Origin of the sequence: Leptospira bandrabouensis (assembly GCF_004770905.1) — a bacterium.
Taxonomy (GTDB): domain Bacteria; phylum Spirochaetota; class Leptospiria; order Leptospirales; family Leptospiraceae; genus Leptospira_A; species Leptospira_A bandrabouensis.
The window spans coordinates 458,952-483,016 of the sequence record NZ_RQHT01000012.1 but is presented as its reverse complement, the minus strand read 5'-3'; the positions used below and the strand labels follow the sequence as shown (position 1 = coordinate 483,016).

General features: G+C 39.0%; 22 protein-coding genes. 3 read left to right on the top strand and 19 right to left on the bottom strand.

The window, feature by feature from the left end; all coding sequences use genetic code 11:
• Nucleotide 1: 1 nt before the first annotated feature.
• The 3 genes from EHR07_RS05960 to rfaE1 all read right to left on the bottom strand — a co-directional run bounded on the left by EHR07_RS05960 (nucleotide 2) and on the right by rfaE1 (nucleotide 3,189).
• Complete coding sequence (locus EHR07_RS05960; RefSeq protein ID WP_135744225.1) at nucleotides 2-1,624, bottom strand: CTP synthase; 1,623 nt, start codon at nucleotides 1,622-1,624, stop codon at nucleotides 2-4.
• Between the two features lie 63 nt (nucleotides 1,625-1,687).
• On the bottom strand, nucleotides 1,688-2,176 hold the full coding sequence (gene rfaE2, locus EHR07_RS05955; protein WP_135744224.1) for a D-glycero-beta-D-manno-heptose 1-phosphate adenylyltransferase: 489 nt from the start codon (nucleotides 2,174-2,176) through the stop codon (nucleotides 1,688-1,690).
• Nucleotides 2,173-3,189 carry a D-glycero-beta-D-manno-heptose-7-phosphate kinase gene (rfaE1, locus tag EHR07_RS05950; protein ID WP_135744403.1) on the bottom strand — a complete coding sequence of 339 codons (1,017 nt, stop codon included), beginning with the start codon at nucleotides 3,187-3,189 and terminating at the stop codon, nucleotides 2,173-2,175. Before rfaE1 ends, rfaE2 begins: the two co-directional genes overlap by 4 nt.
• A 114-nt stretch (nucleotides 3,190-3,303) precedes the next feature.
• On the opposite strand from rfaE1, the gene EHR07_RS05945 reads away from it, so the two are divergent.
• Nucleotides 3,304-3,855, top strand: coding sequence for an LON peptidase substrate-binding domain-containing protein (locus tag EHR07_RS05945; protein WP_238754011.1), 552 nt, complete (start codon nucleotides 3,304-3,306; stop codon nucleotides 3,853-3,855).
• Here the strand turns inward: EHR07_RS05945 and EHR07_RS05940 are convergent.
• From EHR07_RS05940 to EHR07_RS05930, 3 genes are all read right to left on the bottom strand, one after another.
• A complete protein-coding gene (locus EHR07_RS05940; protein ID WP_135744222.1) occupies nucleotides 3,839-4,510 on the bottom strand; it encodes an LIC11631 family protein in 672 nt (223 codons plus the stop codon). The genes EHR07_RS05945 and EHR07_RS05940 overlap by 17 nt on opposite strands.
• A 78-nt stretch (nucleotides 4,511-4,588) precedes the next feature.
• On the bottom strand, nucleotides 4,589-6,523 hold the full coding sequence (locus EHR07_RS05935) for an AMP-dependent synthetase/ligase (RefSeq protein ID WP_135744221.1): 1,935 nt from the start codon (nucleotides 6,521-6,523) through the stop codon (nucleotides 4,589-4,591).
• 135 nt (nucleotides 6,524-6,658) lie between these two features.
• Nucleotides 6,659-7,192 carry a TlpA family protein disulfide reductase gene (locus tag EHR07_RS05930; RefSeq protein WP_135744220.1) on the bottom strand — a complete coding sequence of 178 codons (534 nt, stop codon included), beginning with the start codon at nucleotides 7,190-7,192 and terminating at the stop codon, nucleotides 6,659-6,661.
• Between EHR07_RS05930 and EHR07_RS05925 the strand changes: the two genes are divergently transcribed.
• The gene (locus EHR07_RS05925; protein ID WP_238753955.1) at nucleotides 7,183-7,578 is read left to right on the top strand and encodes a hypothetical protein; all 396 of its coding nucleotides are present in this window, start codon (nucleotides 7,183-7,185) and stop codon (nucleotides 7,576-7,578) included. The two genes, EHR07_RS05930 and EHR07_RS05925, sit on opposite strands and share 10 nt — an antisense overlap.
• Here EHR07_RS05925 and EHR07_RS05920 read toward each other — a convergent pair.
• The 8 genes from EHR07_RS05920 to recN all read right to left on the bottom strand — a co-directional run bounded on the left by EHR07_RS05920 (nucleotide 7,561) and on the right by recN (nucleotide 17,935).
• On the bottom strand, nucleotides 7,561-8,700 hold the full coding sequence (locus tag EHR07_RS05920; RefSeq protein WP_135744219.1) for a glycosyltransferase family 4 protein: 1,140 nt from the start codon (nucleotides 8,698-8,700) through the stop codon (nucleotides 7,561-7,563). The two genes, EHR07_RS05925 and EHR07_RS05920, sit on opposite strands and share 18 nt — an antisense overlap.
• Nucleotides 8,694-9,563, bottom strand: coding sequence for a 3'(2'),5'-bisphosphate nucleotidase CysQ (locus tag EHR07_RS05915; RefSeq protein ID WP_135744218.1), 870 nt, complete (start codon nucleotides 9,561-9,563; stop codon nucleotides 8,694-8,696). Before EHR07_RS05915 ends, EHR07_RS05920 begins: the two co-directional genes overlap by 7 nt.
• Before the next feature lie 19 nt (nucleotides 9,564-9,582).
• Nucleotides 9,583-10,011 (bottom strand): LIC11625 family surface-exposed protein, encoded by a 429-nt coding sequence (locus EHR07_RS05910; RefSeq protein ID WP_135744217.1) that lies wholly within the window; start codon nucleotides 10,009-10,011, stop codon nucleotides 9,583-9,585.
• 18 nt (nucleotides 10,012-10,029) lie between these two features.
• The gene (locus EHR07_RS05905; RefSeq protein WP_135744216.1) at nucleotides 10,030-12,213 is read right to left on the bottom strand and encodes an ATP-dependent helicase; all 2,184 of its coding nucleotides are present in this window, start codon (nucleotides 12,211-12,213) and stop codon (nucleotides 10,030-10,032) included.
• Nucleotides 12,214-15,090: a BamA/OMP85 family outer membrane protein gene (locus tag EHR07_RS05900; protein WP_135744215.1), complete on the bottom strand. Its 2,877-nt coding sequence runs from the start codon at nucleotides 15,088-15,090 to the stop codon at nucleotides 12,214-12,216.
• 4 nt (nucleotides 15,091-15,094) lie between these two features.
• Nucleotides 15,095-15,526 carry an ExbD/TolR family protein gene (locus EHR07_RS05895; RefSeq protein WP_135744214.1) on the bottom strand — a complete coding sequence of 144 codons (432 nt, stop codon included), beginning with the start codon at nucleotides 15,524-15,526 and terminating at the stop codon, nucleotides 15,095-15,097.
• Nucleotides 15,527-15,535: 9 nt separating this feature from the next.
• Entirely contained in the window at nucleotides 15,536-16,150 is a 615-nt protein-coding gene (locus tag EHR07_RS05890; protein WP_135744213.1) for a MotA/TolQ/ExbB proton channel family protein, read from the bottom strand.
• A 75-nt stretch (nucleotides 16,151-16,225) separates the two neighbouring features.
• Nucleotides 16,226-17,935, bottom strand: a complete 1,710-nt coding sequence (recN, locus tag EHR07_RS05885) for a DNA repair protein RecN (protein WP_135744212.1) — start codon at nucleotides 17,933-17,935, stop codon at nucleotides 16,226-16,228.
• 129 nt (nucleotides 17,936-18,064) lie between these two features.
• Between recN and EHR07_RS05880 the strand changes: the two genes are divergently transcribed.
• On the top strand, nucleotides 18,065-19,771 hold the full coding sequence (locus tag EHR07_RS05880; protein ID WP_135744211.1) for a patatin-like phospholipase family protein: 1,707 nt from the start codon (nucleotides 18,065-18,067) through the stop codon (nucleotides 19,769-19,771).
• On the opposite strand, the gene EHR07_RS05875 is transcribed toward EHR07_RS05880, so the two are convergent.
• The 5 genes from EHR07_RS05875 to EHR07_RS05855 form a co-directional block, all read right to left on the bottom strand.
• Nucleotides 19,768-20,769 carry a PLP-dependent cysteine synthase family protein gene (locus EHR07_RS05875; RefSeq protein WP_135744210.1) on the bottom strand — a complete coding sequence of 334 codons (1,002 nt, stop codon included), beginning with the start codon at nucleotides 20,767-20,769 and terminating at the stop codon, nucleotides 19,768-19,770. The genes EHR07_RS05880 and EHR07_RS05875 overlap by 4 nt on opposite strands.
• Nucleotides 20,770-21,147, bottom strand: coding sequence for an FKBP-type peptidyl-prolyl cis-trans isomerase (locus EHR07_RS05870; protein ID WP_135744209.1), 378 nt, complete (start codon nucleotides 21,145-21,147; stop codon nucleotides 20,770-20,772).
• A 7-nt stretch (nucleotides 21,148-21,154) separates the two neighbouring features.
• On the bottom strand, nucleotides 21,155-21,781 hold the full coding sequence (leuD, locus tag EHR07_RS05865; protein ID WP_135569680.1) for a 3-isopropylmalate dehydratase small subunit: 627 nt from the start codon (nucleotides 21,779-21,781) through the stop codon (nucleotides 21,155-21,157).
• A gap of 1 nt (nucleotide 21,782) precedes the next feature.
• Nucleotides 21,783-23,177 (bottom strand): 3-isopropylmalate dehydratase large subunit, encoded by a 1,395-nt coding sequence (gene leuC, locus EHR07_RS05860; protein ID WP_135744208.1) that lies wholly within the window; start codon nucleotides 23,175-23,177, stop codon nucleotides 21,783-21,785.
• 77 nt (nucleotides 23,178-23,254) lie between these two features.
• Nucleotides 23,255-24,064, bottom strand: coding sequence for a hypothetical protein (locus tag EHR07_RS05855; protein ID WP_409035727.1), 810 nt, complete (start codon nucleotides 24,062-24,064; stop codon nucleotides 23,255-23,257).
• Between the last annotated feature and the right edge of the window lies 1 nt (nucleotide 24,065).

Genomic DNA, 24,065 nt, shown 5'->3' with positions numbered 1-24,065 from the left:
CTTAATCCTCCGTTTTTTTAGCTAGTTTGGATGCCGCACGTATAAATCCGGCAAAAAGTGGATGTGGGTCCGTCGGTTTGGATTGAAATTCAGGATGGAACTGCACACCAACAAACCAAGGGTGGTTGGGAACCTCTACTATCTCCGCCAAACTTCCATCAGGCGAAAATCCAGTAAGATTCATTCCTTTTTTCTCAAAATCATCTTTGAAACGCAAAGTGAATTCAAATCTATGTCTATGTCTTTCAGAAATTCTTTCAGACTTATATTCGGAATAAGCAAGGCTTCCTTTTTTAACTACACAAGGATAAGCACCTAGCCTCATTGTTCCACCCATACGTTCGATTTCTTTTTGTTCTTCAATCATAGAAATTACAGGATATTCTACATTGGGTTTAAACTCGGTTGAGTTAGCATCTTTATATCCAAGAACATTTCTTGCAAATTCAATCACAGCACACTGCATCCCAAGACAAATTCCAAAAAAAGGAATCTGTTTGGTTCTGGCATAATGAATCGCAGCAATTTTTCCTTCAATCCCACGTTCCCCAAATCCTCCAGGAACCAAAACTCCATGAACACCTTTGAGAAGTTCTTTGATATTTTTAGAATCAATATCTTCTGGATTGATTTTAACAACGTTTACTTCTACGTCATTGGCAATCCCACCATGAGCAAGAGATTCATAAACAGAACGATAGGCATCTTGTAAGGAAATGTATTTTCCAATTAACGCTACTTTTACGGTCTTTTTTGTATTTCGAATCTTTTTGACCATATTTTCCCACTGGGAAAAATTTAGTTTACGAAGATCCATACCAAGTGCGTTTAAAACCACTTCATCTAATTTGTCTTCTCTATACATGAGAGGAATTTCATAAATCGAAGTATCAATATCTACGGCAGAGATTACATTTTGTTCTTTTACGTTACAAAAGAGAGAAATTTTATTTTTCATCTCTTTGGACATTGGTTTATTGATTCGGCAAATTAAAATGTCTGGTTGGATTCCAAGAGCAAGGAGTTCTTTTACCGAGTGTTGGGTTGGTTTTGTTTTTGCTTCCCCAGCAGCCGTAATCGTCGGAACAAGAGTTAAATGTAAAAATAAAACCTGGTTTGCACCATGTTCATAACGCATTTGCCTGATGGCTTCAAGAAATGGAACCGACTCAATGTCTCCAACCGTTCCCCCGATTTCCACAATCACAAAGTCTGTTTCTTGGTCGCGTGTTAGGTTATAAATTCGATTTCGAATTTCATTTGTGATATGTGGTACAACCTGTACGGTTCTTCCTAAATAATCACCTTTTCTTTCTCTTTCAATCACCGCATGATAAATTTGGCCTGTGGATACAGAATTTTTTCTAGAAAATTTGGATTTGGTAAATCTTTCGTAATATCCTAAATCTAAATCGGTTTCTGCTCCGTCTTCCGTCACATACACTTCCCCATGTTGGTACGGACTCATCGTACCTGGGTCAATGTTGATATAAGGATCCATTTTTTGTAAAGAGACGGTATAACCTCTGGCTTCTAACAAACAACCGAGAGCTGCCACGGTAACCCCTTTTCCCAAAGAAGAGGAAACGCCACCGGTAATAAAAATATATCTGGTCTTGGACAAAATGGACCTCAAAAAAGAATGTTTTTTACAGACTGGCGGGATTTGGGTCCAAAATCAATACGTTTAGGAAGGAGATTTAGCTTTTTCTAAAATCTTGGTAGTGGATTTTCCACTCACAAAAGGCAAAATTTGAATATCCGCACCCATCTCTTTTAAAATTTGGTATTCCGGCAGGGTTTCCACTTGGTAGTCTCCCCCTTTGGAATGGACAGATGGTTTTACTTTTTTCAAAATTTCGAGCGGGGTATCTTCAGCAAAGGAAGATACAAAATCCACAGATAAGAGTCCAGCAAGAACGAACATTCGGTCTTCACAAGAATTGATGGGACGAGATTCGCCTTTCAGTCGCCTAACACTGGCATCTTCATTCACGCCAATCCACAATATATCCCCTAAGTCTCTTGCTTGGGCTAAGTAACTCACATGGCCAGGATGTAAAATATCAAAACAGCCATTGGTAAAAACAATTCGTTTGCCTTCGAGTGACTTTCTTTTGGATTCAATTTGATCGAAGGGAACAATTTTGGATTGGACTTGATCGTAATAACTCATGTGGTTACATCCAAATATCCAAGAGTTTGCAGGGCCTCTTCAATTTCCGTTTGTGTGACCGTAGCAGCACCTAACTTACCAACTACGATTCCAGCACTCACATTGGATATAAGAGCAGCATCGGCTATGGACATTCCTGTTGCCACAAAAGCAGTGTAAGTGGTAATGACAGTGTCCCCCGCACCGGTTACATCAAAGACTTCTTTGGCAACTGTGGGGATATGATAAAAGGAATCCGTTTTTCTTTCATAAATGGACATTCCTTTTTCTCCGCGAGTGATCATCATGGCATCGGGTGTAAGTTTTTCTGAAATTTCCCGACAGGCAGATTCAATTTCAGAATCACTCAGAAGTTTTTTTCCAAGTGCCTTCCCAGCTTCATGGTGGTTTGGGGTCATGATATGGATGTTTTTATATAAGAAAAAATGACTGACCTGCGGGTCTACCGTCACAATTTTATTTTTTTGATTACAAAGGGCAATGACGGACTGAATGAGGGAAGGTGTGAGATATCCTTTATCATAATCTGATAAAATGACAGCAGAACATTCTTTTAGTTTTATCTCCAATTGATTGAGAACGGAACTTTCTTCCTCTTTTGAGAGAGGAACCACTTCCTCCCGGTCTACTCGGCAAATCTGTTGGTGGGTGGCAATGATCCTTGTTTTTAAAATTGTAGGAAGGTTTTTGGATTTTAATAAAACTAAATCTTCTTTGGAAACTGAATTTTTGAGTAAAAGCCCTTCTAAAGAATCCCCTGCTTGGTCCTCGCCAATCCTTCCAAAGACTACCCCCGAGACTCCGATGGCAGATAAATTCTGTACCACGTTTCCCGATCCACCTAAGGATTGTTTTTCGTTTCGAACCCAAACCACAGGGACAGGGGCTTCCGGAGAAATTCGTTCCACAGAACCAATCAAATATTCATCTAAAATCAAATCTCCAATCACAAGCACTTTGATTTTGTTTAAATCTTCGAAAGATTTACGAAGTGAAGTTTTCTTAATTTTCAACAAAGCCAGATCCTTGAATTGGTTTACAACTAAACATAGAATCTAAAACCTTTCTCTGTGTCAACCTTCCCCTTACCTCTATTTCCCTTGCCAGATGTATTTCTGTTTCCGGGAATGTTTTTGCCTCTCCATATCTTTGAACCCAGGTACCGGATGATGTTAGATTTTTGTATAGAAAACGGTGGGGAAATGGGAATGGCTCCCTATCCCAAAAATTGGGTAGGACCAGGTTTTCCCCCCATTCCAGAAGTGGTGGGATATGGTCATATCATCCAAAGAGAATCTTTATCAGATGGGAGATCCAATATTATTTTAGAAGGAATTGGAACTGCTGAAATTGTCAGTTTAGATTCCACAGAACCATTTTATATCGCACAAATTGTCCGCAGGGAACATCAAAGGAATAAAAATGTTTCGGAAACCTTAAAAGAGAAAATTGAAGAATTACTTGTTCTCACCAAACGAATCTTACTTGCCGAAGGTGCCGAGGAAGATTTAATCCTTAAAATGAATCAAATTTTGGTTCATCCTTATCCCGTTGATTTTATAGCTTCACTCATCTACTTTGATTTTAAAACCAAACAAACGATTTTGGAAACCACCCAATTAGAAACCAAAGCCGATCTTTTAAAGACGGTTTTACTTGGACTTAATTTGGGTGAATAGGTGATTTAGTTTTTAACTCAGCTACTAAAAACAAAAATTCAGGCATATCAGTTGGATTGTCTCGAAAGAAAACCCGAGGGTTTGTTTCTTTAGAATTTAAATACAAATAACTAGAGTTTTCTTTGCGAATATATGCACGTTCCAAGTAGTGATCGGTTTGTGAATATTGCAAAAAATCTTTCATCAAATCACTAATGGCAATATCACCTTCGCTTTGTTTGTTGGTAGCGGAAAAGAAAACTGAAGTTGTGTCTTTCTCCTGTTTTTCCCAGTGAAATTCACAGGACCAATGTCCCTTTCCACCCAACGAAAGTGCAGGGATAGGTGAATCAGAAACTAAATTGGGGATAAATTCTTGAGATTCCCAAGGAACCCCTTTGCCTAAAAAATTTACTTTGGCTAAGTATGTTTTCCAAAATTTGGAAAGTCCCTTCACTTGGAGTTTGGGTAAAGACAAACTCTCTCGTAAAAAACTTCTTAATGTTAAAAATCCTAAAAATCCCAAATGGACTTGGCTCACCGATTGGAAGTCCCAAACTTCTTCTTGTTTCAACGGAGATAAAAACAAGGAATCCATCGCATAAAAGTCCTGGTGTTGGTAGGGGTAAAAAACGCCTGTAGATGAGGAAACTAAAGATCCGTCCGGTCGATTCACAGTTAGAATATCGACGGGAAGGGAAAAAGGGAAGAGGAAAAACCGCCTGTGAACCAGGCGGTTAGGAATTAAATTTACTTAATCGGCAGCATACAAAGCAGCAATTTTGTCTTTGTATTTTTCTGTGATCAAGTGGCGTTTCATTTTGAAAAGGTTGGTCAATTCATCACCCACTTCAAAAGGCTTGGTAATGAGGATGAACGGAGTCACTTGCTCAAAAGACTTAAATCCCGTTTTCGTATTGTTGAGAGCTTTGATTTCCTTTTTGTAGAAATCAAGAACCTTCGGATTTTCAATGAGTTTCTGTTTGTCAGTCTCAGAAATTCCGTTTTCTTTGGCCCACTCCGTCAATTTTTCAAAATCAGGAACCACAAGCGCACCCAAGTTCTTTTGGTCTTGTCCAATCACCATCACTTGTGCAATGTAAGGAGACTCAGTGAGTTTGTCTTCAATTGGAACCGGCTCTACGTTTTCCCCGCCAAGGAGAACCACTGTATCTTTGGCACGGCCTGTGATGGTCAGGGTTTTCTTGAAATTGAACATTCCAATATCTCCTGTATCCATCCAACCATCCTTTAGAACTTTTGCCGTAGTTTCTGGGTTTTTGTAATACCCTTTCATCACTTGAGGTCCACGGATATGGATGACCCCACGTGCTCCGTATTTTCCAGAAATGAGTTTTTGGTTGGCATCCACATGCGTGAGAACCTTTCCCAAATCATCTCGGATTTGCACCGAAGTTTCTGGAGTGATCACCCCAACAGAACCTTGGACTAATTTTTTGAAAGTACGAACCGAGATGACCGGTGAAGTTTCTGTCATTCCATACCCTTCCAAAACATTGATTCCAATATCATTGAAGAAAGCATCCACATGTCTTTGTAGAGCTCCACCACCAGATACGGAAGCTTTTAGTTCCCCACCAGTAGCCTCACGAATTTTGGAAAGTACAACCAAATCCAAAAGGAAATAAGGAATCGCAAGGACAATTGCAACAATTAAGTAGTAGAAACCTTTGAATAAAGAAACAATAGGATTTCTTCCCACGTAATCCACTTGGTTTCCTTTTAAAAACCTTGTAGCCGCATTGAAGTGTTTGGAGAAAAAATAAGCCATATTAAACAAACCACGACGAATCGCAGGAGTTTGTTTTGGATCATTAATTCTTGTATAAATTCCGTTGTAGATACTTTCCCAAAGTCTTGGAGCAGAAGCCATAAAAGTAGGTTTTGCCTTTTTCATGTCATCTCGCAAATCACGGACGTTGGTATAATATGTAGCACAACCTGCAGCGATGGCTAAGTATTCAAATACTCTTTCAAATACGTGCCACACAGGAAGGATAGACAACATTCTTTCGTCTTCCTTAATTTCGATCATACTTCCTAAGATCACAGAGGTTTGGTGGATCATGTTGCTATGTTTTAACATAACACCTTTTGGCATCCCTGTGGTTCCAGAAGTATAAATGATTGTAAAAAGGTCATCAGGAGCAATGGCTTTCATTCGCTCTTCTGCTTTTTTAGAACCTTTGGCGCGAAGTTCTTTTCCCTTTTCAATTAGATCATAAAGTTTTAATACACCAGTTGCTGTGGATTTTTTATCCATAACAATGAGAGTTTTAGCAAATTCTAATTGAGAGCGGTTCTTTTGAAATTTCTCGAGCATTTTATCGTTCTCAAGAAAAATCACCTTTGCTTCACAATGGTTTAGAATATAAGCAATTTCTGAATCGGTAATGTCTGTTCCGCGTGGAACGTCTGCAGCACCGGCCATGAGGATTCCATAATCGGAAACAATCCATTCCAATCGGTTATCGGCAAGCAAGGCAACATTTTCTTTTGCAGCTACTCCCAAATCAATGAGAGCTTCTGCTAAGTTGATACCAAGATCATATACTTCTTTAAAAGTGACGGGTTGATAGGATTTAGATTCGTCTTTACTGACGAACGCGGGGCGGTTCCCAAATTTTTCAGCACTCTGCTGGAAGAGTTCGGGCAAATTGGCTGGCATTATTCTGACTCCTTTCTCAAAAGAAAACGTAAAAAGGTATCTTTAAGGGACTTTTTTAAAGAACATGAGTCAAGACATTTTCAATCTTGTCATTGAAATCAAAGGAAAATCAAAATGTTGTTTCGCATTGCACAATTATGGCAGATCGGACGCAGCCCATACATGAGAACGAATGACAAGCCCCGAAAGGTCCGATCCTACCAATCCATACTGCCGATACACAATCTTACCGGACCTATCAAAGACAAGGAGACAAGGAATTCCTTCGACGTGATAGAAATCTGTCAATTTCCAGTCTTTATCCAGTAAGGTGGGGTAACTCATCTTCAAACGTTCCATATCTTTTTTGATTTTTTCTATAGGTTCCGATGTATCAGTATTAATCCCTCGAAAGACAAAATCCTTTTCGGAAACCGAAGACTTCCACTGGTTGATGGTGGGAACAGCCTTCGCGCAAGGCTCACACCAAGTGGCCCAAAAATCCAAAACAAGGACCTTACCCTTAAAAGTTTCCATACGTTCCGTAGCGCCGTCCACATTGGTCAGAGGTTCTGGATAAAAATCATCAGGTTCTCCTTGTGGTTTACAAAAAAGGAGAGAAAGAAGAAAGATCAGATAAAAACTGGATTTAACGTATCTCAAAGTTTTGGTTTTCCTGTTTGAATTCATTAATTTATAATTACTTTTCCAACTTAGACGAATGGAATGATTACGTAAAGGGAAACTGGAAAGGAAAAGGAATTTCTATGATTCCGTCTACGATCCAACCATACGAATCAGGAGATGAAACAACTGTTATTTGGAAAGCAAATACAAAGGAAATCAAATCCCTTTTCAAACGAGGGAAATCTGAATTTTCTCTCACTTGGATATTGGAATCGGAAGTGCTTTGCGACCGAATCAAACTGATTGCAAAAGATGCCGACTGGGAATGTGAAATCCAAGCCATGACAAAAGACCGGTTTCATTTGCACGTTCTTCCAAAGTCAGACAAATCCAAAATTCTTTATTCAGGCGTGGTCACAAAAAAAAACGGCCTATTCTCCTTCCTCTAAAACTTTTCTAAAAACTTCCTCCGTGATTTTGGCTGCGTTTTCCCAAGTAAATTCAGAAATCGATATATCCAGTGGTTTAGGATTCTCAAAATGTTTTTTGATCGCCTCTGCCCAAAGTTTTGCATCTTCTTTGGTTTTATAAGGTAGATAAGTAACTCCTTGTTTTCCAATTTCGTGAAAAGTGGGAATATCAGAAACAACACAATTCAATCCATGAAAGATTGCTTCCACCATAGGAATTCCGAATCCTTCATATTTACTGGCGAAGGCAAACAAACCTGCTTTTTTATAAATATGTTGTAATTCAGAATCAGATACAGAATCTAAAATATGTATGTCCTTATATAAGGCACGTTCTTGTAAAAGTTCCTCTATAAACTCAGAGGACTCCCAACCAATTTTTCCTACGATCACCCAAGGACGGTAATGATGGGGGTCCAATTTACGATATTCTCGAAATACTTCTAATAAAAATGGATAATTTTTTCTTGGTTCAATCGTCGAAACAGATAACAAAAAATCATTACCTAAGTCCGTCACACGATTAGAAGGTTTTGATTCCAAAAGTTTTAACATTTCCGTAGGATTCACACCGGGATAAGATACACCTGTTTTTTCTATTGGGTATCCGAACTTACGGCACATATCATCGCTCGTTTGTTTTGAGATAGAAAGTATAAAACTTGACCGCCTAACAGAATAACTTTGGAACAGTCTTTGTTGAACTTTAGCGATCCAACGCATAGTTTCAGGGTATAAGTATAAAACTAAATCGCAGTATGTTAAAACAGCACGAAGTGCCTTTGGCAAAAAAGGTGGTAATACCTGTTGGGAACCCCAAAACAAATCAAACCTATGACTGAACAAATAAAAAGGAATGTAAAAATTATAATACAATCCCCCCTTCCATTTTAAGAAACCGCCACCGGATACCCAAGTTACATTAGGTAAATCCAATACGGCTTTATGGTCTTCGTGAATTGGTAAATGGGAAAACAAAATGAAATCATATTCGTCTTTATGAGGAAAAGCCTTTAAGGTTTCTGCAATAAGCCGGCCCACACCAGAAACACGAGTAGAAAGCGGCCTGGCATCAAGGCCAATTCGTTTGGTTCTTACCATCGTTCCTTTACCTTAAGCGACAGTTGATGGAAGTCAATTTTTGATTCCAAATATTGAACTGCCGATTTTTTTCCCGCAACCAAACCATAAGAAAGTGTGTTCTTTTGGTTGAAATGATATTCATTATCTTTTAATGGAAAACAAGTAAAATTCTCTTCATCGAGTAGAGCAATTCCACCACAAATATCCCATTCATTTTTAGGTTTTAAAGAAACAATTAGGTCTATAAAACCGGCAGAAAGTAGCCCTAACTTATAGGCAATACTACCCATAGAACGAATCTGAAAATCATCCTGCCAAAAGGAATCGGCAAATAAACCTTCTTTCATTTCCGATAAGGAAACAAGTAAAACCGGCTTACTTGCGATCGGCACTGCTTCCTCTAACGGATGTAATACGGAAGTACTTTCCACAACTAAAGTTCTAAAATTCTCTTCTGTAGCAAAAGGAGGTTGAAGTTTTGCAAAAAAGGTATTTCGATTTTTAGAAAAAAACTCACCTGTTGCTGGATTAAAAATCACACCCCAAATGGCCTCTCCATTTCGTACAAGACCCAAACTTAGAGCAAACTGATCATTCTTTTTAACAAACTCACGAGTGCCATCAATAGGATCTAAAATCCAAACCCATTCTTTCTCTAATCGAATTGCTGAATCTGTTTTTTCTTCTGACAAAAAACCATGACTCGGAAACCTAGTTGAGATTTTTTCGAAAAGAAATTCACTAGCAAATAAATCAGCTTCGGTAACGGGATCATTCCCACCTTTATCACGAATCTGAAAGTCCGATTTGTAAATGGAAAGAATGGAATCTCCAACAGATAAAACCCACCGCCAAACTTCCCTAAAATCGTTTTCTTCCATTCCGTCCTAATTTATAATCCTAGTTCTTTTTTTCTTCTTTATGAGCGTTGGATCCTAAATCCAAACCTTCAGGTTTTTCTAAAACAATTTCCTCAGAGGGGGAAGTCACATAAGTTTCTGGATCCACAGGGAATTGGTATTGAAAATAATAATTCTTATACTTTACAAAAAATGTGTTAGTGCCTTCTGGACGTTCCGTTTGTAAGTCCTGAAATTTAAGATCTTTTAATTCTTTTTTTGGATTCACCAATCGTTTTGAAAGAGTACTTCGGACAGAACTAACCATATTGGCTTCAAAATTCTTTTTTTTCTGTTCCTCAGTAAGTTTTGGATTCCTAAGATAATCTTCTAACTTTGTAAACTCTTCCGCCAAACCAGAGTTCTGCTGCGCAAAAACCAAAGTTACAGGAAACAATGCAATCATACTTAAAATCCAAAACCGCTTCATAGTCATTCCTCTTCTTGTTTATGAAATTATCTCTAATGGTGTATATGCCAATAAGAATTTTTTATCTAAATGAGAGCCAAATCGAACTTCCACTTTTCGATTGTCTCCGGATCCAGAAATGGATAAAATTCGTCCATCTCCGTAGACTTTATGACGAACCTTGGTTCCCACTTGGAAATCACCATCACCCACTTTCGCCTGCACGGATTCGAATTTTTCTTCAGATTTTTTAAACCTTTCGGCTCTCGGCGTAAATTCGGGTCTTCTCACTCCATAACGATTTTCAGTAAATTCACCATCTATGAATTCACTAGGTAACTCCTCCAAAAATTGTGAAGGAAGCCTTGCATCCACATCTCCAAATTTTCTGGTAAACCGAGAAAAACTAATCTCTAAATTTTTTCGGGCCCGAGTGATTGCCACATAAGCCAACCTTCTCTCTTCTTCTAATCCATCAGGAGAATCAATCGACAGAAAATGAGGAAAGGTTCCCTCTTCCATTCCAGCCATAAAAACATGTTGGAACTCTAGTCCCTTGGCATTGTGAACAGTCATTAGAATCACATAATCAGGTAAATCTTTAGTATTGTCTTCACTTGTGATGAGAGAAATATTAGCAAGATATTCTTCTAGTGTGGCCTCTGGATTATTTTCCTCAAATTCTTTTAGTGCATTTACAAATTCATTTAAATTGGAAAGCCTAGAAAAGGAATCTTCTGTTCCTTCATTTTCTAAAAATTCCCTATACCCGGAATGTTCCAAAACTTCATAAGCAATCTCGGAAGGAGTTTTTTTACCAAGGTCTTCCATTGCCGAATCAAACATTCGATGCAAAGAAGTTAACTTTTGCAAGGTGCCTTTTTTGATTTCTGGAACTGCCTTTCCTAAACACTCAAACAAAGAAACACCTTCATTAACAGAATGAGATAAGAGTCGACTCACAGTTGTTTCACCAATACCACGAGGCGGTGAGTTGATAATTCGAAGTAGAGATGTGGAATCTACTGGATTGACTACCACTGACAAATAAGCGATTAAATCCTTTACTTCTTTTCTGTCAAAAAATCGAAACCCGCCAAAAATCTTATAGGGAATGGCTCTTTTTCTAAGTGCCTCTTCAAAGTATCTAGATTGGGAATTGGTTCTGTAGAATACGGCAAAATTGGAATACTTTTGGCCCTTTCTTACTCCCAATTGAATTTTTTGAACAATCCCTTCCGCTTCTTCCATTTCATTTTGATAAGAAGTGAGTTTGATTTTATCTCCCAAAGGATTTTCTGTCCTAAGGGTTTTATTTGTTCTTTGTTTATTATTGGAAATTAAAGCAGCTGCAGTTTCAATGATGGTTTTAGTAGATCTATAATTTTCTTCTAATTTAACAACAACCGCGTCGGGGTAATCCTTTTTGAAGTTTAGAATATTCGAAATATCTGCACCACGCCAGGAGTAAATGGATTGGTCATCATCCCCAACCACACATAGATTTTTATGAAAGGAAGAAAGTGATTGGACTAAATGGTATTGGATTTTATTGGTATCTTGGTATTCATCTACCATGATGTATTTCCATAACCTTTGGTATTTTTCCAAAATAACTGGGAAATCTCTAAATAAAATCACGGTTTTTAGGATCAGGTCTCCAAAATCCAACGCATTTCGCAATGTTTTTCGTTTTTCATATTCTAAAAAAACAGAAGCGATTGTTTTGGTATAAGAATCATCTGCTTTTTTTTTGGCATACTCTTCAGCGGTTAAAAATGAATCCTTTGCTTGAGAAAAAATATTAGCTAAACTGGAAGGACGAAATTCCTTTGTATCCATATCTTTGGATTTTAGAATTTCTTTGATAAGGGATTCTTGCATATCACTGTCATAAACGGTAAAGTTATTCCCAAGCCCCAGGGCCTTTCCTTCTCGTCTTAATAAATACAAACAAAGAGAGTGAAAAGTTCGAACCAATGGTTCTCCGTTTCCTTCGGGTAACAAACTCCGGCAGCGACTGCGCATTTCTTCGGCAGCTTTATTCGTAAAAGTAACAGCAAGAATTTGGTTTGGATAAACCTTATGATTTAAAATTAAATTTGCAATCCGGTAAGTAATCACTCGAGTTTTTCCCGAGCCCGCACCTGCAAGAATCAGTAATGGTCCCTCTACCGATTCAACTGCTTTTTTTTGCTCTGCATTGAGTCCAACTAACTCCACTTAGAACCGCATATCCCCAATACCAAATACAAATTGGAAACTATTGTTATCGGGATAAAGTCCAAAAGGTCTATCTTCCACTCCCGTATAACGGATTCTCTGCGCAAAATACAAACGAAGAGGTAATACAGGAATTTGAATCCTAAGTCCAAAACCCCAAGAAAATCGGAAGTTTTGCATCGATAGATTTTTACTAGAAAGTACCAAATTTCCTGGATCATTCACCACGAGTGGTGATTCGGGTAGTTTTTGTCCGTATGAATTATAATTTTCGTATAAATAAGTTTCCACTGGTTCCGAAGCCCGCTGTGCACGAACGAGTGAATCATAGTTCTTAAAGAATTCTTTTCTTTCCCCGACGGCCCGATTGATTTGTTCATACATAGCTCCACCGTCGAAGAAAACTACAAACCAGAGTAAAGAAGGTTCGATCGGAAAACGAAGTTCCGAGGTAAAAAGTACCCTACTCGAAGCACCGTCCTTCCATTCATCAGGATAGTATTTATCATCAAAAAACCAACCACGGAGAGATTCATACCCACCGAGGAACAAACGATCTTGCACCTGAATATAAGGAATTCTTTCTTTATCTTGTGCTTTGTATTTCGGTGTCCTTTCAAATGTAAAAACAGAAGAAGTCCTAAACTGTTGAACCACACGCCATCGCCTAAGAGCGTTTTTACGAATAAGGCCAAAAAACGTATAATCAAACCAGGTATGATAATATTCTAAAATTGGACTAAATTGGTCGAAGTGAGATTCTCCACCAAGAAATTGCCCTACGTTATCTACAGAAAAAATTAAATTGAACCCCTGCGTAGAGTTAAATACGTTATCGCGGCTATCATAAGCGATACCATTGGTCAACTGAGAACGAAATTGCCAACCACGGTCCACTTCCGCCAATACTTGATCCGATACCAGCGAGGTAGGCCTTGTCGATGCAAAAAAGGAAGGCGAATAACGATGAAAGTGTGTCCAGTTAATGAGAAAACGGTGCCCAAGACCAGCACTCACACCCACACCCGAACGTTCATAGGAGGCAACTTCTTTAATCCCTTGGTTGTTGTTTTCTGTAATGGAAGTAGCACCCACAAACAAAGTTCTAGAAGAATAAAATGCAGAGAGTGTGAGTGACCAAGGTTTGTCCATAAACCAAGGTTCTGTCCAGGAAATTTGTAAATATCTTCGGATAGGTCCAAACTCCACACGACCATTGATCTGTTGGCCCGTTCCGTTTAAGTTATTTTCACCTAATTGAGTAAAGATAGAAAAACCTGTAATGGTTCCATAACCACCACCCATCGAAACCGTTCCTGTTGGTTGTTCCACAAGTTCGATAATCAAGTTCATTTTGGTTTCGTCGGAACCTGGTCGCATATTAAAGTTTACTTCTTTAAAATACCCTAAGTTAAAAATACGTTCCCTGGATCTGTTTACAAGAGTGGAGTTAAAAAGGTCTCCAGGTTTAAAAAGGAGTTCACGACGAACCACTCTATCTTGCGTTTTTTTGTTTCCTTTGATGATAATATTTTCGATAAACGCTAGATTATTTTCACGAATGGTAAAATCCACATGAATGAATTTTTTTCCTCTTAACTTCGGTTCTTCTTCATAAATCTTTCTGAGTTTGGCAACGTTCAAACGGCTATGTTCTTCATTACAATCAGCAATGGCATCGGCACTACCTCTTTTGTCACAATTTTCATAACGAGAGATAGAGCCTTCACTTAGTTCGATTACCTTTCTTCGCGGAATTACCTGAGCGAATAGATAACCTTTTGCCGAATAAGCTTCGTTAATTGAAGCTCGGTCTTTTTGGAATTTGGTTTCATCAAATACTTCACCCACATCGGAAGGCGCAAATTCAAATTGATCCTCCAAATACTTTATGGGGTAAACCGGAGACCATTCCTCTTTTGGTGTGCCAACAGGGTTATTTTCTTTATTCAAAAATTGTGGCATCCCATTGGGTGCTATGGTCATATCATGACTTGTGGAGTAACCGTTGTAAAAGTATTGTTCACCTTCTATGATTTTAAAATTAACAATAACAACACGTTTGTCTTTCTTTTGTGGATTTTCCCAGCGAATTTCCCAATTAGTTCCTTCGTTGCTTAGCTCAGCATCTACATATCCTTTGGATTTTAAATAAGCGGCTATTTTTTGTTTATCAGATTCAAATGCAGATTCCTTAAATACTCCCGATTCTATAATACCACTTTCTTTTAGATCCATGATCCCTTGGATATCATAAGTATCTATTTCACTGTTTCCAAAGATGTTAATTTTACTGACGGGGATTTCCTCACCCTCATCGATAATAAACTTCACCTTAACAGTATTAGTCTCAGGGTTTACCGGTTCTGTCTCAAAACGAACATAAGCTAAGAAAAAACCTTCATCGCGATACTTTTTCAAAATCACTTCTTTGGAAAGAGTTACTTTTTTCGGCGTAATGACTTCGTTTTCTTTTAATGGAATTTTATCTCTTAAGTCTGAAGGAAATACTTCATCGGCACCGATAAAATCAATATCTTTGACTCGCGGTCTTTCTTTAACTACAACTAAGATTTTTACGCCATCACCATCTGCCTCTCCTTGGATATCAATATGATAAAAATATCCAGAAACAAATAATGCGCGCATATCGGCATTCAAAAGTCCTTGAGAAAGTTGAATCCCTGGACGCATATCCATCAAATCCAAAATATCGTCTGAGGAAGTATTGATATTTCCTTTAAACTCAATTTTGGTAATGACTTTATCTATATATATAGATCGATTCGACCAAAGGGATACCCACTCTGCCGAAACAAGTAACAGGAGAGATAAAACAAAGAAACTTACAAATTTTATTTTTTTTCGAATATTCAAAGAATCACTTAGATGTGCCTTTTACCATTGCTAAGTTAAAGCGACTAACACCCGCAGCATTAACTGCATCGATTACCTTAACCACAACTTGGTAGGACGCACCACCATCTCCACGAATAATGACTTTGTTTTTTTTAGGATCTCTTTCTTTTTCAGGACCAAGAAATCCGTTGATCTTTTCGGTAAGTCCTTCTAGCGGAACCGCTTCCGAATTTTGATCTAAATATATTTTACCTTGTTTATCTACAGTGATCACAAGTTCATCTTTTTGTTTTTCTTTAGCAACACTAGAAGAGCGCGGTAACTCTACTTTCAAAGCAGTGTTTTTCTCTAAAGTTGCATTCATCAAAAAATAAATCACTATAAAGGAGATAACATCAATGAGAGGTGCAAGCTCGATGTTATTAAATGATTTTTGCGTTTTGCGAAATTTCATTTAGTTTGTTTATTTGTTTAGGTGTGGTAACACCAAATCAGTAACGTTTTCCATTTCTGTAATTCTTTCCTCTTTCATACGAGAGAAAAGATTATAAAAAATGTAAGCAGGAATGGCGATTCCAAGTCCCATTGCAGTGGTAATTAAGGCTTCCGAAATACCAACTTCTGCACCTTGGGTTCCGGCACCTTCTGCAAAGGATCGAACAATCCCGATGACTGTCCCAAGAACCCCGAGTAACGGAGCTATGGTGGCAATAGTACCAAGACCTGTTAAATATCTTTCCATTAGATAAATTTGGCGGAATCCTTCTTGGCGAATGTCTTCCTCCCAAAACTGGACTCCACGTCTTTTGAGGTCAAATGCCATTCGCAAAAGAACTGCAGCAGGAGACTGAATGTCTTGACCAAGTATGTCCTTGGCTTCATCCCATTTTTGTTCCCGAGCAAGTTCTCTGACACGACGAAAGTGATCCTGAGGAATCGCTTTCAGTCGGAAGAAATATACAAGTCTCTCCACTATGATCGTAAAACCTACGATGGATACAAAGATGATTAAAATAGGAATGGTTTGCGGAGGAACCGAGGAAATGATTGAATCTGATTTAGCGAAAGGAAAAAACATGAATGGGACCCCATTGAAGGATTACGAATAGAGTTTTCAGTCTTCCCTTTTTCGCCAAATACTATTTTTACGACACTACCCCGCTTTTTTCATCAGTAAATCTGTCGCCGCTTTAAGCACCGCAGAGGTCAGTTGTTTACCACCAATCATCCGCGCCAGTTCCCTTTTCCTTTCCTCAAAGTCAAGGAGTGAGGCATAAGACACTGTCCTACCACCTTCCTGACGTTTTTCGATTTTGATTTGGTGGTGGCCGGTAGCCGCCACTTGCTGCGTATGTGTGATGAGAAGGATTTGTGAGTTTCTTGCTAGTTTTTTAAGCTTTGTTGCCATTGCCTCCGCTGCCTCGCCACCGAGTCCGGTATCCACCTCATCCAAAACTAACATTTGCGGAGAAGGTGCCTGTTTTCCAAGGACACTACGAAGTGCCAGCATGACCCGTGACAATTCCCCTCCCGAAGCAACTTTTCTGAGTGGGCGTGGTTTTTCCCCTGGATTGGCGCTGAAGTAAAACTCGATTTGGTCTAGGCCAGACTCAGAAAGAAAATAAGACTTGGAACCTTCTTCCACCTCACCCTCTGGGTTCTCCTCCCAACGAAGAACTACCTGGAGCTTGCCACCTTCCAACCCCAAATCAGCCATTTCTTTTTGGACATCTTCTTCGAACTGGGAAATCACATTGCGGCGCAACTTAGAAAGCTGAAATCCAAGTTCTTTCAACTCAGCAAGGCATTGGTCTTTTTTGATTCTTAAAAAATCTTCATCCCCAGCTTGTTCATTCCAACGTTCTAACTCTGCTTTTTTCTCTTCTAACAATAGATTGATTTCTGTAAGACTAACGTTGTATTTTTTCTTTAGTTTTTTTATATCTTGGAGTCTGGACTGAACCATATCCAACCTTTCTGGACTAAAAAAAAGTTCTTCTTCTTCCTCCCTGATGACTGATTTCAGGGATTTTAATCTGTCATATACCTCTTCCCATTCTTCTAACATTTCCTTTTTTTCTGGAACTAAAATGGAAACTTTTTGGATGGCGTGGATTAAGGTTGGAAAAACTTTCAAAATGGAATTTTCTTTTTCTACCAACTCCTCTAACACCAAACGATAGTTTTCTGCTAATTTTTCTCCATTTGCTAATAGAGATTCTTCAGTAGATAAACTTTCGTCTTCGCCTTCTTTGGGAGAAACGGATTCAATCTCTTCGATTTCATATTCGAGGATTTCTTTCCGTTTAAGCATAGTCCTTCTGGTTTCTTCAAAATCAATGAGTTTCTGTTTCCAATGTCGATATTGCTGTAAAGCAGATTTGAATTTAAATTTTAAAGATTCCAAATTGCCATAACGATCTAAAAATTCTAATTGGTTGGATTTTTCTAGTAGAAAGAGTTGTTCATTCTGACAATGAATCTCTGCCATAGTTTTCCCAAGCTCACGTAAGTGAGAGGTAGATGCTAAACTCTCACCAATTTTAACCCTTGCTTTTCCATCTTTCATCAGTTCTTTGGTGATTACAATTTCATCTCCTGTATAACGAAAGCCTTGTTCCATCAAATAATCTTTGGCCAAGTTTTGCCCCGCAAGGGAAAGGACTGCCTGTAATGAATAACGATCTTTTCCTTGGCGAATGTTCGCTGTCGAACACCGTCCCCCAAAGAGAGAAGCCAATGCATCGAAAATTAAGGATTTTCCTGCACCGGATTCACCAGTGAAGACAGTGAGACCATCCGAAAGGGAAAGTTCTAAGGATTCGAAGAGTGCAAAATCTTTAATTTTCAAATGTGTGATCATATAGACTCCTGTTTACTAAACATATATCTACTACTTAACATATAGATAGTCAACGAAAATTTTTAGAAACGTATAAAAAACGAAATTTCTCTCTCTTTCCTATCTGAAACTCTGGTGGAAAAGGTCCTTATGAAAGATTTAGAAGGGAAAATTCACCTCGTTTCCAGCTTACCCCTATTCCGAAGTTTATCGAAAAAAGAAAAGGTTTGGGTGGCCGAGGCGGTTCATATTGTCGAATCCGAACGCGAAGAGGTTCTTTTCAGTGCGGGAGATGGAAACCGAAGTTTATTTTTAATTTTGTCTGGTGGGATTAAATTGTTTCTTCCCAAAAAAGGAGAAGGCAAACGCGAAGAAGAAGTACAATACCTGAAAAAAGGGGAGTATTTTGGAATCCAATCCCTACTCACTGGAGAAAAACATAGTCATACAGCAGTTACAGTTTCCGAATCTAGGTTTTTAGTTTTATCCCAAACAGAGTTTCAAAAGTTAATCCAAAAAATACCTTATTTATCGATCACCTTTTCTAAAATGTTAACCAAGTCTCTTCGAGGTGAACTACTTGGAGGAAGGGAATACTTTCGTAATTCCGTCGTTTGTTTGGTGCATTCTGACCCGATGGCAAAAGACCATTTAGCAAAAGATTTAGTAAAATCCATCGAAGAGGAATCAGGAAAAAAATCTGTGGTTCTCCATTTTACGCAAAATGGACAAACTGAAAATCCATACCAAAAGTCTTATAAATTTAAAGATTCGGAACGTATTAAAGAAACCTTAGGAAAACATTATGCCAGTCATTCCTTTATTTTTTTAGAAGTTTTTCCTGATACGGACGAAGAACTCAAACGACTGTTAATCGAAGAAGCTGATCATATAGAAAACTATCTATCAAATGATAAAAAAAACAATCTCTGCGATTCCATTACAAAAGAATCCAAAGAAAACGAAATTTTCTACCATGAAACAAATATTCGAGATATCGTCGATCACGGGAAATGGGAAATTTATATCCGGCGGAAAGCAAGAGAACTTTCGGGAGTCCAAATGGGTGTGGCCCTCGGGGGCGGTGCGGCATTAGGTCTTGCCCAAGTCGGAATCATGAAAGTTATGGAGGAAGAAGGAATCATTCCCGATATGATTGCAGGAACAAGTATTGGTGCAATCATTGGTGCCTTTTGGGCTAGTGGCCTAGGTTATAAAGGGATCTTACCACTACTTGGTGAAATTGATAGTATATTCAAAATGTTTAAACTTGTGGACCTGTCTTTTCCTGGCCAAGGACTTTTACATGGAAAACATGTTAGGTCACTTCTTGAAAAATATTTGGGGGATTTATATTTTGAAGACCTGCCGATCAAACTAAGACTCATTAGTTGTGATATTTCCACAAGACAAGAGATTGTCCTCTCCGAAGGAAAGGTATTAGATGCAGTGATGGCAAGTATCTCAATCCCAGGAGTGTTTGTACCCCAACCCCAAGAAAACGGAAAAACCTATGTAGATGGTGGAATTGTGAACCCTCTTCCCGTTTCTGCTCTTACCCAAGAAGGAATTCAGAAAATCATCGCCATCAATTCCATGCCTAGTTCCAAAGATGAGATGAAAACAAACAAACTATTGAATTTGAATGTTCTCGATATTATTGTAAATAGTTTGTATTCCCTGCAGTATCGAATTGGAAAATACAGTGCACAGGAAGCAGATGTGTATTTGAATCCAATTCTACCCAATTCCAATTGGTTTGAGTTTTGGCGGAGTGCGGAATTTATCCAATTAGGCGAAACCGTAGCAAAAAGTTCTCTTGAAGAACTAAAAAAACTGTTTAGCGAAAAACCTTAATCCCGATCAGGGGATAAAATCACGATATTAAAAGGATTTCTTTCGTTTCTTTCGGACTCAGGAATAGATTCCGAAAACCTAAGAGCTCCTGTGATGACTGTCCCCGTGGTAAGTCCTGCAAAAATTCCTTCCTTTTCGTAAAGGTCAGCTTGCAGGTGTAAGGCTTCATCTTTCGTCACATGAAAATAATGATCAATTAATTTGGGATCATAAACGGCAGGAAGTTGGATTCTTTCTCTTTCTTTTGGATTGTCAGTTTTTCCATATTCCATAAAAGGCGAGTTTTGTTTTCCCGCAATAATGACTTTCACCCGGCGGTCTTGTGATTTTAAAAATCGCCCAATTCCAGTGATCGCTCCACCGGATCCCGGTGCCGAAATCACAGCTCCCACTTTCCCTTGTAAGTCTCTCCAGATCTCAGGACCTGTCGTTTTGAAATGAAAATTGGGATTTGCTGGATTGGATGCTTCATCAGGAATCCATCCACCTAACTTTTTAGCTTTATCTTCTGCAAGTTCAGAAAGACGGCCCAAATCTGATTCATTGGTGACAGTCACTTCTGCCCCGTAACTACGTAATAACTGGATGCGCTCTGGGGAAGTTTGCAGTGGAACCAAACAGAATACAGGATATCCTTTTACTTTTCCAATCCAAGTGAAACTAACCGAGGAAGATCCAGCACCAACAAGCACTACAGACATTCCTTTTTTTAGTTTCCCTCTTTTTTCGGCATCCAAATACATCGCAATAGCAGTTCTGTCTTTCGCAGAGCCAGTAGGATTTAAAAATTCAGCTTTTAGATAAAACTGAACCCCTGTATATTCAGAACCAATCCGATTCAACCGAATGAGAGGGGTATTGCCAATCAGTTGGAGGACATTGTCTACAATGGGTTTGGCAACAGAAAGTTCCTTTCCAAAGATACCTTGTACATTGTTCAAAGCCTGAAGTAAGCTGTTGCCTAAGTCATCGATGCCTTTGGAAATTGGATCTATCATTTATTTTACTTTAATCAGTTCCACATCAAATACAAGAGTTGAGTTGGCAGGAATGGGACCAACTGCGCGTGCGCCGTATCCATATTGTGGAGGGATCGTCAGTTTTCGTTTCCCACCTTCTTTCATTCCCACGATGCCTCTTTCCCAACCTTGGATGACTTGTCCTTGGCCCAATTGAAAACTAAAAGGTTCGCCGCGATCAAGAGAAGAATCAAATACTTTTCCATTGGTTAACTTTCCTGTGTAATGAACCACAACCGTAGTTCCGCGAATGGCTTCTCTCCCTAACCCCTGTTTGGTGTCCTGGATCAAAAGTTCATCAGCAAAAAGACTGGTTGATACGAGTAAAAATCCGAGTAAAATTGAAAACAGTTTCATACGGCGATTATACAGTCTTTGCATACAACCAGGGAACTTCTTTTTGGTTCTTTTCCTCAAATTTTTGAATAAAATCTGCTTTTTGGAGAGTCAGTCCAATATCATCCAAACCATTGAGCAAACAGTGTTTACGAAATGCATCCACTTCAAACGGATATTTTTTCCCTTCTTCGGTAATGACCACTTGGTTTTCCAAATCGATTTCCAAGTTGGCACCTGGTTTTTTATCGATGGCCTGGAAAATTTCTTCTACTTGGCTCTCCGATAAAACAATGGGTAACATTCCATTTTTAAAACAGTTATTATAAAAAATATCTGCATAGGAAGGAGAGATGATGGAACGGAATCCGTAATCTTCTAAGGCCCAAGGAGCATGTTCTCTGGAAGATCCGCATCCAAAGTTATCTCTTGTGACAAGGATATTGGCACCTTTGTATCTTTCTGCATTCAAAACAAATTCTGGATTTGGTTTTTTACCAGCGTCATCCAAAAATCGCCAGTCATGGAATAGATGTTGGCCAAAGCCTGACCTTTCAATTTTGCGAAGGAATTGTTTAGGAATGATTTGGTCTGTGTCTACGTTTGCCTTATCTAAAAGAGCCGCGATTCCTTTTAACTTTGTAAATGCTTTCATCTTATTTCCACTCCCGAATGTCTACAAAATGTCCTTCCACTGCCACGGCCGCTGCCATTGCTGGTCCGACTAAATGGGTGCGTCCCCCTTTCCCCTGTCTTCCTTCAAAGTTTCTGTTGGAAGTGGAAGCACAACGATCACCTGGCGATAAAACATCGTCATTCATGGCAAGACACATAGAACAACCAGGATTACGCCATTGGAATCCAGCTTCTAAAAAGATTTTATCTAGGCCTTCCTGTTCGGCTTGTCGTTTCACGCGACCAGAACCTGGAACAATGATGGCTTCTACATCTTTACTGACTTTTTTACCTTTGACTGTATTTGCTACCACACGAAGGTCTTCGATCCTTGAGTTCGTACAAGAACCAATAAATACTTTATTTACCTTAACATCCGATAGTTTTTGACCCGGTTTTAAATCCATATAAGCAAGAGCGGACTCTGCTGATTTTTTTTGCACAGGATCTGTGAAATCAGAAGGACTTGGAACTACGTTTGTTACAGGAATGACTTGGCCAGGTGAGGTTCCCCAAGAAACCATAGGTGCAATTTCACTCGCATTGAGTATTACTGTTTTATCAAACTTAGCACCAGCATCAGTAGCATAAGCTCTCCATTTAGCAGCTGCTACTTCAAAGGCATCACCTTTAGGAGCAAAATCTCTTCCTTTAATATAATTAATAGTAGTGTCATCGGGAGAAATGAGACCGGCACGAGCACCCGCTTCAATCGCCATATTACAAATGGTCATACGACCTTCCATACTGAGAGAACGAATGGCCTCTCCTGTAAATTCAATCACGTATCCTGTTGCCCCATCAGTGCCAATTTTACCAATGATGGCAAGGACTATGTCTTTTGCAGAAACAAGGGGAGATAATTTTCCATCCACTCGAATCTCTAAAGTTTTTGGTTTCTTTTGGACAAGAGTTTGTGTTGCCAAAACATGTTCTACTTCTGAGGTTCCGATTCCAAAAGCAAGAGCTCCAAAAGCACCATGAGTGGCTGTATGGGAATCCCCACAAACAATGGTCATACCAGGATGAGTTAAACCAAGTTCTGGTGCCACCACGTGGACAATTCCATTGTCCGGATGGTTGATATCAAATAATGTAATTCCGTTTTCTTTACAATTGTCCATAAGAGTTTGCATCTGAAGGACAGAGATGGGATCTACAGATTTCCAATCCCGAGTTCTTGTGGATACGTTGTGGTCCATCGTAGCAAAAGTTGCGTCTGGTCTACGCACTTTTCTGTTTGTTAGTTTTAAACTTTCAAAAGCCTGTGGGCTTGTTACCTCATGGACAAGGTGTCTATCAATATAGATGAGGCAGGTTCCATCTTCCTCGTGAACCAAATGGTCATTCCAAATCTTCTCAAACATGGTTTTCATAACTAGACTCCCCCACTTCCAGTCATAACTCGGACATGGGGTGGTATGTCCAGGGAATTTGAAAAAATAGATAAGTTCTAAGGGGTTTGGATGGTAGCCCCATCCACATAGGTTCCAGAAAGACCAGTGCAATTGGCAGCCGCAGTTCCCCCACCTCCACCAGTCAGAGGAGCTGTATACACGCTAATGATAAATCCTACACTGGACTGAGTGACTTTACAAGAACCGACAGCACTGGTTTCTGTACATTTGGATGTTTGTTTCGTTCCCGAAAGACAGCTTGTCAGAAACCCGTAGTAATTCTGACAAACTCCCGAACCCAAATTACAGGCAAACTTAAATGTTTTTGTGGAACCTCCATTCAGTATGTCCGTCAAATCCGAATCGGAAATCGCTTGGACGGGTGTTCCATCGGTAAGAACGGTCAACGGGTTTGTGGTAGGATCTTCTTTTTGGTAAAGATAAATTAAATAACTTCCCGATTTTGTAAAATTGATGATGGTAGCCGGTGAGTCTACCTTAGTATATTCTGTACCTTCTTTAGCTAATACTGCTGAGGATAAATCCAGAGGACAACTACTCGAAACATAAATTGCAACTTTCGCATAACGTGAAAGTACGACTCTTGTGGCAATTTGGGCACCTGCAATTTGCAACACCGCATAGTGAGTATCACCCGAAAGGGAAAAAGATACTGTTTTAGCTGTCGTAGTAATTCCTGTATAACCTGCTTTGATTTGAGTTCCAAGTCCTGCCACAGTACATCCGTTTTCACCTGATTCTTTGGCAAGTAATAGAGAAGTTGTGGCATCGTTATTTGCTGTTTTTCCCGAACAAAACAGAGTAGAAAAAATCAAAGAAACAACCAAAAGGAAAACGAGTCTCATT

Excerpts from the sequence above, each read along its gene's own strand:
- rfaE2 (WP_135744224.1), bottom strand. The coding sequence starts at position 2,176 with ATGAGTTATTACGATCAAGTCCAATCCAAAATTGTTCCCTTCGATCAA.
- EHR07_RS05945 (WP_238754011.1), top strand. The coding sequence starts at position 3,304 with ATGTTTTTGCCTCTCCATATCTTTGAACCCAGGTACCGGATGATGTTA.
- EHR07_RS05935 (WP_135744221.1), bottom strand. The coding sequence starts at position 6,523 with ATGCCAGCCAATTTGCCCGAACTCTTCCAGCAGAGTGCTGAAAAATTT.
- EHR07_RS05930 (WP_135744220.1), bottom strand. The coding sequence starts at position 7,192 with ATGAATTCAAACAGGAAAACCAAAACTTTGAGATACGTTAAATCCAGT.
- EHR07_RS05920 (WP_135744219.1), bottom strand. The coding sequence starts at position 8,700 with ATGGTAAGAACCAAACGAATTGGCCTTGATGCCAGGCCGCTTTCTACT.
- EHR07_RS05915 (WP_135744218.1), bottom strand. The coding sequence starts at position 9,563 with ATGGAAGAAAACGATTTTAGGGAAGTTTGGCGGTGGGTTTTATCTGTT.
- EHR07_RS05910 (WP_135744217.1), bottom strand. The coding sequence starts at position 10,011 with ATGAAGCGGTTTTGGATTTTAAGTATGATTGCATTGTTTCCTGTAACT.
- EHR07_RS05895 (WP_135744214.1), bottom strand. The coding sequence starts at position 15,526 with ATGAAATTTCGCAAAACGCAAAAATCATTTAATAACATCGAGCTTGCA.
- EHR07_RS05890 (WP_135744213.1), bottom strand. The coding sequence starts at position 16,150 with ATGTTTTTTCCTTTCGCTAAATCAGATTCAATCATTTCCTCGGTTCCT.
- recN (WP_135744212.1), bottom strand. The coding sequence starts at position 17,935 with ATGATCACACATTTGAAAATTAAAGATTTTGCACTCTTCGAATCCTTA.
- EHR07_RS05880 (WP_135744211.1), top strand. The coding sequence starts at position 18,065 with ATGAAAGATTTAGAAGGGAAAATTCACCTCGTTTCCAGCTTACCCCTA.
- EHR07_RS05875 (WP_135744210.1), bottom strand. The coding sequence starts at position 20,769 with ATGATAGATCCAATTTCCAAAGGCATCGATGACTTAGGCAACAGCTTA.
- EHR07_RS05870 (WP_135744209.1), bottom strand. The coding sequence starts at position 21,147 with ATGAAACTGTTTTCAATTTTACTCGGATTTTTACTCGTATCAACCAGT.
- leuD (WP_135569680.1), bottom strand. The coding sequence starts at position 21,781 with ATGAAAGCATTTACAAAGTTAAAAGGAATCGCGGCTCTTTTAGATAAG.
- leuC (WP_135744208.1), bottom strand. The coding sequence starts at position 23,177 with ATGAAAACCATGTTTGAGAAGATTTGGAATGACCATTTGGTTCACGAG.
- EHR07_RS05855 (WP_409035727.1), bottom strand. The coding sequence starts at position 24,064 with ATGAGACTCGTTTTCCTTTTGGTTGTTTCTTTGATTTTTTCTACTCTG.